The organism is Oleiphilus sp. HI0125 (assembly GCF_001635355.1).
On sequence record NZ_LWGF01000342.1, the window covers coordinates 1 to 10,351 of the forward strand.

The window sequence follows — 10,351 nt, forward strand, 5'->3', positions numbered from 1 at the left end:
CATATTGCCTAAAGTCGAATCTCAAGTGATTGGTTTCCGTTACTTCAATGTATATGGGCCGCGCGAACAACATAAAGGTTCGATGTCGAGTGTTGCATTCCACTTGAATACGCAGATTAAGGCAGGCGAAAATCCTAAGTTGTTTGAAGGCTATGACGGTTATCCAAACGGTGGTCAAACGCGAGACTTTGTTTATGTAGGTGATGTCGCCAATGTGAATCTTTGGTGTTGGGAAAACAAAGCTGAGTCTGGGATTTATAACTTAGGCACAGGCGCGGCAGAACCTTTCCAAGCCGTGGCTGACGCGGTGATTGATTTTCACGGCAGAGGAAAGGTTGAGTACATTCCTTTCCCAGATCATTTAAAAGGCCGTTATCAGAGTTTTACCCAGGCAGACATGACTAACTTACGTGCTGCAGGCTATGACCAAGCATTCAAGACGGTTGCTGAAGGGGTCAGTGAATATATGACATGGCTTAATAAGGACGCCTAATCTTCGATGGAATGGTTGCTGTACTTCGATCTGTTTGGTGTCTTCGTTTTTGCGCTGTCAGGAGGTTTTGACGGTGCAAAATACCACTTAGATTTACTCGGTATTTTGGTGCTAGCTTTGGCGACGAGCCTTGGTGGCGGCATTATGCGCGATGCGATTCTAGGTGTGCACCCGCCAGCAGCCTTTACTAACGAGACCTATTTTTTTACAGCTCTCGCTGCCGGTTTAATTGCTTTCTTCTTTGCTAACCGCGTCGAAAGGCATATGGACTATGTCCGTTTTGCAGATGCGATCGGTCTTGGCGTATTTGCGGCTATTGGTGCAGCAACTGCAGTGCGCCATGAGCTTGGTTGGGTGGGCGTTGTATTAATGAGTACCTTGACCGCGACCGGAGGTGGTGTGATTCGCGATTTACTTGTTCGCGAAATTCCGATGATCTTACGTTCAGATTTCTATGCATCTGCGGCCATTATCGGCGGGTTAATGTATATGGTTCTGCATTCAGAAGGAGTGCCTGAAGCATATTGTATGGGGCTTGCCGCTCTAGCCGCCACTGCTAGTCGTTTTGTTGCGATGCGATATAACGTAAATCTTCCTCAGGCCAGACGCTAGCTCATCATTAACCAAATACCTACGCCTGCTAATAAGGCTCCAGAACATCGATTGAGTGTTTTTTGATGTTTTTCATCCCCCAAGAAATGCCCAAGACTCTTTCCGCCAAGCCCATAAATAATTAAGCACATCGCTTCGAGCACGAGAATCAAGACGAGTAACACAGATAGTTGTCCGAATAATGCGCGTTCTGGGTCGAGAAATGGTGGAAGCAAAGCGACAAAGAATGCCCATCCTTTGGGATTAGCTATTGCGGTGATAAACCCTTGCGAGATCAGTGCCGTAGGAGAATAGACAGTGTTCATTGCCGCATCGTTGGTGATGGCCATTTTTCCTTTTGATAGCCACATCTGTAAACCGAGATAAATGAGATAACATCCACCTCCGATCTTTAACACGCTAAATAAAATTGGATAGGTGAGAAGAATGGCGGCAACGCCAACGGCACTCAATGTCGCGACAAGACCAACACCCGATAGTTCGCCAATCATCATCCAAAAGATGGCTTTCATTCCGAAACGCATACCGAGCGTGAGTGACAAGGTCATACACATTCCTGGTGTGATAGACACCATAAAAAAGGTCGGAATGAAAAGAGATAAAACCGTGACGCTTGGCAGATCCAAAGTTATGCTACTCCTAAAAGTGATGAGGCAATGACCCCGGCCCCGCGTATATTATTCGTAGAACAGACATTATGCAGCTAGAAGCAGTAAAAACTTTCGCAAACGATGTTGGACGAGCGTATTGGATTTTATTAAAAATTCTGGTTCCAGCAGTGATGGTTGTGAAAATTTTGCAAGAGCTTGGTGCGACAGAATTACTCGCATCGTTGCTTGCCCCCTTAATGAACATTGTTGGTTTGCCGAGTGAGTTTGGTTTAGTTTGGGCTGCAAGCATTCTGACAAATATCTACGCGGCGATGGTGGTGTTTTATGAATTGGGTGATGGCTCATACTCAGTCGCGCAAATCACAACATTAGCGATGCTTGTATTGGTGGCTCATGCCATTCCTATTGAGGGGGCAGTCGCGAAAGCATTAGGAGTTTCTTGGCGTATTACGATCTTGTTGCGCTGTGTCGGTGGTTTTGTCTTTGCTTTGATTACCTATTTCAGTCTCAGTGTGACGCCGCTTGCTGAGCAAACGAGTCAGGCTCTCTGGACCCCCAGTGTTTCTGATACCAGCTTTTGGGGTTGGGTGAGAGCGCAATTCGAAATGTTGGCAGGCATATTGGTCGTACTGAGCTCTCTCATGCTATTTCTGCGTTTTTTACGCCTTATTAAGTTCGATCAAGTACTAGAATTTTTACTTTTACCGCTGACAAAACTCTTAAAAGTTGGCCGCGAAGCGAGTCATGTCACGATTGTAGGCTTGATGTTAGGTCTGAGTTTTGGTGCTGGTTTGCTCATTGATGCCGCAAAAAAAGGCGAGATCAATTCACGGGATATGAAGGTCGTTGCATGCTTTCTCGGGCTTTGCCATAGCATCATTGAAGACACTTTATTGCTTCTATTATTAGGCGCACATTGGATACCCATTTTGCTTGGTCGTTTATTGTTGTCGATTATAGTGATGGCTATTTTGATTCGCTTTATGTTTAAAGAATCTGAAAAAGAGCCTGACTTCAGCTAACACTTTTCAAGTCCTTGTTTATACTCAAAGTTATTCGTTTTATTTAATTGTATTCGCGCCGAGTATGCCGAGTTCTTTATTTACTTATTTCAATCTTTATCGCGTCGTTATTTCTGCTTTATTGTGGGGGGTGACGTTTTCTAAAAAATACGCGGTAAGCGATTTTCGTGATATTGAAGCCTTTCAAGTTATCGCAGCTACTTACTTTGTCTTTTCTTTAGTTTCTTTACTGGCATATCGTTCGCGTTTAAAGGCTGACTATAGCCATATCTTTTTCTTTGGTTTCTTAGATCTTTGTTTTCTTCATGCCTTGTTTTATGCCGGTGAGGGCATCACTGGAGGGCTCAGTAATTTAGTTATTATTTCAGTTGCTGCTGCAAACATTATGCTTCGTGGAGTGTCTGCGTATGCGCTTGCGGCCGTGGCAAGTCTGTTATCGCTAACGCTTGAGTTTGATCGTTATATTCAAGATATGAGTGTGCTCTCCGATGTTGCTCGAGCAGGGTTATTTGGAGCTATTTACTTTGCGACGGCGTTTATTCTTCAAAACTTGTCGCGCCGTATTTCTCAAACGGAAGAACTCGCTGCCAAACAACAGAAAAATATCGCAGAGCTGCAAGCTCTTAATCATCAGATTATTCAAAGTATGCGCACTGGGATTATTGTTTGTGATCCTGATTATAAGGTGCTGACATTTAACCAAGCATGTTCTGATTTACTAGGTATGAAATCAGGAGAGCGCCTGCCTCAACAAATTATTGAGCGTATTGATGCGTGGTCGCGACAACCCACGGTGCGAAGTAAGCCATTTCAAATGAGTGCTGACTTACCTGAAGTTCAAGCAAATTTTTCGCGAATGGAAAATGCTGGCAAAAATAATACGCTTATTTTCTTAGAAGATACCCGTCTGCTCACTCAGCGCGCGCAACAATTAAAGCTAGCATCACTTGGGCGTTTAACAGCTAGTATCGCACATGAAGTGCGTAACCCCTTAGGCGCTATTAGTCATGCTGCACAGCTTCTTTCTGAGTCAGAAGAATTGACAGAAGCTGATCGCAAGATGACTAGCATCATCGAAAGGCATTGCGCGCGAGTAAATGGCATTATTGAAAATACGCTTACCTTGAGCCGCCGTGGTCAACCCGACGTGCAGGCTATTTCACTCCGACCTTGGCTTGAGCAAGTCGTCGATCAGTGTCGAGAACAAAGCGATTCTCCTATCCCCATCCGCGTGAACGTTCTGAATAAGGAAGACACTTTGGCGCGATTTGACCCTTCTCAGATTGAGCAAGTGCTTACTAACTTGATTGTCAATGCGCAATACCACATCGAGAAATCGATGAACGAGGGTGGGGTTGAAGTATGCTTGTCACGCAAAGCGGGCACGGGACAAGCTGTCGTAGATATCATTGATTCGGGTAATGGCGTATCGGAAGAGAATCAGAAACACTTGTTTGAGCCCTTTTTTACAACCGAGAGCACAGGAACCGGATTGGGTCTATATATATCGCGTGAACTGTGTGAAGCCAATCAGGCAAACTTAAGTTACCTTGAGAGCAGTAGTGGCGGTGCTTGTTTTCGCATTATATTTGCGCACCACAAACGAATTGTTTAAGCCAGAAACATTTGAATACAGACTTCAGCATTGACTGAGATAGAAACTAGTAGAGACGTTAAATGACTCGACCATGCGTATTAATAATTGATGATGAACCAGATATTCGAGAACTTCTCGAAATCACGCTTATGCGTATGGGGTTAGATACCGTCAGTGTTGATTGTATCGAAGAAGCTCATCGTGCTTTGTCAGAGTTTACCTTTCAATTATGTTTAACAGATATGAACCTGCCGGATGGCAATGGTATTGATTTTGTGCGTTTTATACAGAGCGAACACAGTCATATTCCGATAGCTATGATTACCGCTTATGGCAGTGTTGAAACCGCCATTGAGGCGCTAAAAGCGGGTGCATTTGATTTTATCTCTAAGCCTGTCGATTTAACGCAACTACGCACACTTGTATCTAGTGCGCTTAAACTCGCTGAAACAAAAGTTGATCTTGCTCAGTCAATTCCTAGTGATCAAACGGTGCTCCTCGGTGAGAGTGCCGAACTCAAAAAGCTCAACAAACAGGTTGTTAAACTCGCTCGCAGCCAAGCGCCGATATACATTTCTGGAGAATCCGGAAGTGGTAAAGAATTGGTTGCACGTGCCATTCATGCCAATGGTGTCAGACGTGATGGGCCATTCATTCCAGTTAACTGTGGCGCGATACCAAGCGAGTTGATGGAAAGTGAGTTTTTCGGACACTTAAAAGGTAGCTTTAGTGGGGCTCATCAAGATAAAGATGGCCTGTTTAAAGCGGCGGATGGCGGCACTTTGTTTTTGGATGAAGTGGCTGATCTACCCTTAGATATGCAGGTGAAATTGCTTCGTGCTATTCAAGAGAAAGCGGTGCGTGCCGTAGGCGGTGAGTCTGAAGAAGCCGTCGATGTGCGCGTTTTGAGTGCAACGCATAAAGATCTTCAAGCATTGGTCGACGACGGCAGTTTTCGACAAGACTTGTTCTACCGCATTAACGTCATTAACTTGCAGGTACCTAGCTTGCGCGAACGCCAAGATGACGTAGCGCTATTGGCAACGCGTTTCTTGTCGAATATCGCTCAAGAATGTGGTGTCGATAACGCGTCCATCGATGACAATGCAATGCAAGCGCTTAAAAGCTATAGCTTTCCTGGAAACGTGCGTGAGTTAGAGAACATCATTGAACGTGCGTTTACGCTGTGTGAAGACGATATTATTCGTGAACAAGATCTGCAGCTAGATAACAGCCCGCGCTTATCTCCAACCCAGACGTTTTCTGAGCCGAGCGCTCAGCCCGACAACCAAGATAGCTCTACAGACTCTATATCGGCTCGACCAGAGGATATGCCTTTAGAAGATTATCTTGAGCAAATAGAGCGCGTAGAGATAGAAAAAGCGCTGCAAGATACCAAATGGAATCGCACTGCGGCAGCGAAAAAGCTGGGTATGAGTTTTCGGTCTATGCGGTATCGTTTGAAGAAGTTGGGATTAGATTAGGTTTGGTTTTTGTTTCTCAAGAGGACTTGAAAGACCTTCCGTTCTTAATGAGTTTTCGTCATGCGTTATTGGAAGGCACTAGTGATAACTTTTTCAAAAAGGCTTATGTCTGCGTATTTGATCACTGGTTATCTCGAACAGAATATTCAGAGTATATTGGTTTAGCAAATAGCGATCGTATTTCATTTTATAACTCATTGCGGTCTCAACTGTTTGTTTCGATTTCCGCTGAATGTTTCTTGTTAAATCTTGACGATTGTCAGTACTACAGAGTGACTGATACGCAATCTGTTAAAGCTTCATTGGCGCCTCATCTGAATGATTCTGAAGGTTTTCTTTTAGTTTCCGAAAGAGGGTTTGCCCTTCAATTTGGTTATGACTACACGGATTTATTACATTTCTCCAATAGTTCGAGTTTGAAGTTTGTCCAAACACATGCAAATGAAATAGGGCTTCATGTCCTTTTTAACTAAGAATTTTCGTCCTGATGGACGAGTTAAGGGAGTGCGCTGACACTCCCTTAACAATCCCAGTCAGCCCCTGCGGAACTCTCTCCCTGTGGTCGTTCAGACAGTCCTCGGCGTTAATCTGTTTATTCTATGCGCGACTCATCTAGTCAGAAGGGGGTGGTTGGTGCCAACGAAGAAGAATCTCGACGCCTATAACCCTATCTCGAAGGATCAAAGCTTGCGAGTGAAAATCGGGATTAAGCGAGGATTGTTTGAGCCGAAGGCGAGTCCCGCAGCGCCGATTTGAGCAAAAGCTTGAGTGAAGCCAAAGGCCCTAGAGCTGGAGCGCGTTTAGATTCTTAAGACCTTTGGCGTCAAAGGTCTTAAGGCACTGTCGGCTGCTGCCGACAAGAAAGGAAGTACTTTGCTTTAATAGTCTCGAGGCAAGAAATCTATTAACCGTAGCGAGTCTATATCTCGATCATCACTGGACAGTGATCTGAACCCATCACCTGATCAAAGATATCTGCATTCTTGATGCGATCTTTAAAAGAGTCAGACACTAAGAAGTAATCAATCCTCCACCCTATGTTGCGCTGACGTGCTCCAGCACGGTAGCTCCACCAAGAATAACGCTCACCTTGCTCTGGATGAATATGTCGGAAGCTATCGACAAAGCCCGCATTGGTATAGGCATCCATACCATCGATTTCTTCTTGCATGTAGCCTGCGCTTTTATTGTAGTTTGGCTTCGGACGCGCGAGATCAATATCTTTATGAGCAACGTTCAAATCGCCGCAAACTAATACTGGTTTGGTTTGTTCTAGGGTTTGAATGTATTCAAGAAAAGCTTTGTCCCAAGTTTGACGATATGGCAGACGTTTGAGTTCGCTCCCGGAGTTAGGTGTGTAAACGGTGACGAGATAAAAGTCTTCGTACTCTGCGCAAATGACACGGCCTTCGGTATCATGTTCATCGATGCCAATATCATTTTTAATAGAAAGAGGTCTTTCTTTCGTGATGATCGCGGTGCCAGAGTAGCCTTTCTTTTCAGCTGAGTTCGAGTAGATGTGGTAGCCCTCGAGTTCAGCAAGTGCTTCCTGTACTTGGTCGTCTTGTGCCTTGGTTTCTTGAAGGCAAAGCACGTCCGGCTGCATTTCTTCGAGCGAAGCCAAAAAGTCTTTTTTCATTACGGCGCGAACACCATTTACATTCCACGAAACTAAACGCACGAAAGATCTCCAGTTCAAGTACTAAATTTTGATGGCGAGTTTACATGGGGTGTTGATAGATCGAAACACTTAATTTTACCGTAAGCCCTTTCTATCTGGTGCAGAGTTTTTTAGTCTGCATGTTCTAACAAAAAGCCTGAGGCCTGAATAAAAGATGGAGTTCCAAGACGTTCTTACGAAACGCAATAGCACGCGTGATTTTACCGACCAAGAAGTAAGTGATGACTTGATAAAGACCTTGCTTGCGGATGCTTTGAAAGCACCAAGTTCTTCTAATACGCAGTCGTATCGTGTGGCGATAGCAAAAGGGGCGACTAAAGATAAAATCGCTGAAGCGTTATTGAAAAAGTATGATAAGGGTATCGAAATTCAGCGTTTAAAAGGCGTGTCTAAAATCGTGAGGGGTATAACGAGCGGTGCCTTGCCTAATGGCGATTTCAAACCAGATATTCATTACCCATCCGAGCAAAAGAGACGCGCAATTGAGTGCGGCAAGGGCTTGTATGGTGTACTCGGAATTGAGCGACATGATCGCGCAGCGCGCGATGCTTGGATGCGAAAAAACTTCGAGTTTTTTAATGCGTCGGTAGCGATGTTCATTTTTGTTCATGGCGAACGTGCCGAATACAGTGCGCTTGATACAGGTATGTTCTTGCAAAATCTGATGCTGTCAGCGACTGATAAAGGGCTTGGGACATGTGCGCAAGCTTCTGTTGCAATGTGGGGCGGCGATGTTCGTCCATTCTTTAGTATTGAAGACAAGTACAAGCTAATTTGCGGTGTGTGCTTGGGCTACCCAAGTAATGACAAAATAAATAGCTTTCAACCAGAAAAGCGCACAGTAGAAGAAATCTGTTTTCCTGTGGCGTAATGAGCCATTTGTTTGGCTTTTTATAATATCGGGATCAGAGTATTTATACTCCGACCCCGATTTACAGCATGACTACAAGAACTTACAGCAAGACTTGGTGCTGCTCTGCTTTTAAGCGTGGTCCGTATTGGCTGACCACTTGAGCAGCTGCTTTGTTTGCCAGAGAAGCAGCTTCAACATAGGACTTTCCAGCAGTAATAGCATATAAAAATGCGCCAGCAAACATGTCTCCCGCGCCGTTGGTATCAATAGCTTTTGCCGCCACGCCTTCAACCTTTGAGAGTGTTATGCCATCAAATACCATTGCACCATCTTTACCTAATGTGATCGCAAAACTTGTCGCGTATTGTTTCATCGCGTCACAAGCTTCTTCGATATTCGAGGTCTTTGTCCAGCCGAGGGCTTCGTCTTGATTGGCAAACAGAAGATCAACTTTATCGCCGAGCATGTCGGCGAGACCATCACCGAAAAATTGCACCATTCCAGGGTCAGACAACGACAGTGCTGTTTTGACACCATGCTGTTCAGCTAATTTGCGCAACTCAATCGCCGCAGCGCGTCCTGTGTCTGACGTAACAAGATAGCCTTCGATATAGGCATACTCTGATTCTTTCAACGCATCGATGTTGATGTTCTCGATGCTTAGTGTTTCGCTGATCCCAAGAAAGGTATTCATGGTACGCTCAGCGTCTGGGGTAATCATGACTAGACACTTACCGGTTGTACCTGATTCATGTTTTGATTGATCGGTAGAGACGCCTGCCTCAGCAAGGTCGTCATGGAAGAATGTACCGTTATTGTCATCAGCTACTTTGCATGAGTAGTATGTTGATGCGCCAAAGCAAGCTGCCGCATAAATTGAGTTACACGCACTGCCGCCACTAGATCGCTTGCTACCCACTAGGTGATCTTTCATATGATCGAGAAGCTCTGTTTGGCGTGCTTCATCTACCAATGTCATAAGACCTTTTTCGATGTTTGCTTGAGATAGAAAATCATCAGTGACTTCAATTTCGGTGTCGACAAGTGCAGCACCGAGGCCATAGACATGGTAACGTGGCATAGTTTTTTGTTCCTTTCATTTTTATGCGATTCAAACCCGCATTATTACAATCGAGCTCAAGCAACGCAAAGCATCTTGCTGCTGTTTTTCGCATAAGGAGAGTTTGTGCAAAAATTAAATAGGAATGTTTGGCTTTTGGCAGTCGCAAGTGCCTTAGGTTTGAGTACAGCGCCGTTAGTTGTGTTTGTCGGTGGCTTGATTGGCAGTGAGTTGGCGCCAGATAAAGCAATGGCCACGTTACCTGTTGCAGCAATCGTTGTGGGTACGGCTATGGCGGTCATTCCTATTGCGCGCTTGATGCAAAGTTATGGGCGTTCGACTGTTTTTCGCGTCAATATTCTTATGATGATTTGCGCAGCACTTGGTGCAGCGCAANNCATCGAGCAGACCTCGTTTTGGGGATTTTGTTTTTTCGTGATGTTGTTAGGAGTTGGCCTAGCGGCAATTCAGCAATATCGGTTTGCGGCGATGGAAAGTGTTGATGAATCTCAACATGCGCCAGCTGCTTCGTTCGTACTGCTGGGTGGTCTTGTTGCAGCATTTGTTGGCCCAGAGCTCGGGCAGGTTGGTAGAGAGTTATTTGACCAACATTACAGTGGCTCGTTTGTCTTGCTCGCTGTCATACTCGCATTGAGTTTGCCTGTTTTGTTTGTATTTAAGGCGCCTAAGCCGGTTGATTCCCAACAGCGCTCTTCACCAGAAGAAAGGACAATTTTTGAGATTTCTTCTCAGCCGGTGTTTTGGGTGGCCGTTCTCTCGGCGGCCATTGCTTATGCCGTTATGTCTTATGTTATGACCGCCACGCCAGTGACAATGCACAATCTAATGGGGCACTCGCTCGAAGATACGAAGTGGGTGATTCAAATACATATTATGTCGATGTATATCCCCTCGTTTTTTTCAGGCTTTCTCATACA

General features: G+C 45.0%; 11 protein-coding genes. 8 read left to right on the top strand and 3 right to left on the bottom strand.

The genetic code is table 11. The features are described 5' to 3' along the window. Both A3762_RS04835 and A3762_RS04840 read left to right on the top strand, forming a co-directional pair. Nucleotides 1-493, top strand: a 493-nt coding sequence (locus A3762_RS04835) for an NAD-dependent epimerase/dehydratase family protein (RefSeq protein WP_156493240.1), incomplete at its 5' end; no start/stop codon positions are given. 6 nt (nucleotides 494-499) lie between these two features. Next, nucleotides 500-1,105 carry a trimeric intracellular cation channel family protein gene (locus tag A3762_RS04840; RefSeq protein WP_068754354.1) on the top strand — a complete coding sequence of 202 codons (606 nt, stop codon included), beginning with the start codon at nucleotides 500-502 and terminating at the stop codon, nucleotides 1,103-1,105. Here the strand turns inward: A3762_RS04840 and A3762_RS04845 are convergent. Continuing rightward, a complete protein-coding gene (locus A3762_RS04845; RefSeq protein WP_231876623.1) occupies nucleotides 1,102-1,725 on the bottom strand; it encodes a LysE family translocator in 624 nt (207 codons plus the stop codon). The two genes, A3762_RS04840 and A3762_RS04845, sit on opposite strands and share 4 nt — an antisense overlap. 77 nt (nucleotides 1,726-1,802) lie before the next feature. Between A3762_RS04845 and A3762_RS04850 the strand changes: the two genes are divergently transcribed. The 4 genes from A3762_RS04850 to A3762_RS04865 all read left to right on the top strand — a co-directional run bounded on the left by A3762_RS04850 (nucleotide 1,803) and on the right by A3762_RS04865 (nucleotide 6,292). Then, nucleotides 1,803-2,738 carry a hypothetical protein gene (locus A3762_RS04850; RefSeq protein ID WP_068754356.1) on the top strand — a complete coding sequence of 312 codons (936 nt, stop codon included), beginning with the start codon at nucleotides 1,803-1,805 and terminating at the stop codon, nucleotides 2,736-2,738. Between the two features lie 64 nt (nucleotides 2,739-2,802). Continuing rightward, nucleotides 2,803-4,353, top strand: a complete 1,551-nt coding sequence (locus A3762_RS04855) for a PAS domain-containing sensor histidine kinase (RefSeq protein WP_068480662.1) — start codon at nucleotides 2,803-2,805, stop codon at nucleotides 4,351-4,353. 62 nt (nucleotides 4,354-4,415) lie between these two features. After that, nucleotides 4,416-5,819, top strand: coding sequence for a sigma-54 dependent transcriptional regulator (locus A3762_RS04860; RefSeq protein ID WP_068754358.1), 1,404 nt, complete (start codon nucleotides 4,416-4,418; stop codon nucleotides 5,817-5,819). Between the two features lie 2 nt (nucleotides 5,820-5,821). Next, nucleotides 5,822-6,292 carry a hypothetical protein gene (locus tag A3762_RS04865; RefSeq protein WP_068754359.1) on the top strand — a complete coding sequence of 157 codons (471 nt, stop codon included), beginning with the start codon at nucleotides 5,822-5,824 and terminating at the stop codon, nucleotides 6,290-6,292. 446 nt (nucleotides 6,293-6,738) lie between these two features. Here A3762_RS04865 and A3762_RS04875 read toward each other — a convergent pair whose 3' ends face one another. After that, entirely contained in the window at nucleotides 6,739-7,500 is a 762-nt protein-coding gene (locus A3762_RS04875) for an exodeoxyribonuclease III (RefSeq protein WP_068754363.1), read from the bottom strand. Between the two features lie 154 nt (nucleotides 7,501-7,654). Between A3762_RS04875 and A3762_RS04880 the strand changes: the two genes are divergently transcribed. Then, nucleotides 7,655-8,371, top strand: a complete 717-nt coding sequence (locus tag A3762_RS04880; protein ID WP_068754365.1) for a nitroreductase — start codon at nucleotides 7,655-7,657, stop codon at nucleotides 8,369-8,371. An 82-nt stretch (nucleotides 8,372-8,453) separates the two neighbouring features. Here the strand turns inward: A3762_RS04880 and A3762_RS04885 are convergent, their stop codons facing one another. Continuing rightward, on the bottom strand, nucleotides 8,454-9,434 hold the full coding sequence (locus A3762_RS04885) for an adenosine kinase (protein ID WP_068754367.1): 981 nt from the start codon (nucleotides 9,432-9,434) through the stop codon (nucleotides 8,454-8,456). Nucleotides 9,435-9,539: 105 nt separating this feature from the next. Between A3762_RS04885 and A3762_RS04890 the strand changes: the two genes are divergently transcribed. Then, nucleotides 9,540-10,351, top strand: an 812-nt coding sequence (locus A3762_RS04890; RefSeq protein ID WP_068754369.1) for an MFS transporter, incomplete at its 3' end; no start/stop codon positions are given.

Coding starts and splice junctions, on each gene's coding strand:
- A3762_RS04850 (WP_068754356.1), top strand. CDS start 1,803: ATGCAGCTAGAAGCAGTAAAAACTTTCGCAAACGATGTTGGACGAGCG.
- A3762_RS04880 (WP_068754365.1), top strand. CDS start 7,655: ATGGAGTTCCAAGACGTTCTTACGAAACGCAATAGCACGCGTGATTTT.
- A3762_RS04885 (WP_068754367.1), bottom strand. CDS start 9,434: ATGCCACGTTACCATGTCTATGGCCTCGGTGCTGCACTTGTCGACACC.
- A3762_RS04860 (WP_068754358.1), top strand. CDS start 4,416: ATGACTCGACCATGCGTATTAATAATTGATGATGAACCAGATATTCGA.
- A3762_RS04840 (WP_068754354.1), top strand. CDS start 500: ATGGAATGGTTGCTGTACTTCGATCTGTTTGGTGTCTTCGTTTTTGCG.
- A3762_RS04855 (WP_068480662.1), top strand. CDS start 2,803: ATGCCGAGTTCTTTATTTACTTATTTCAATCTTTATCGCGTCGTTATT.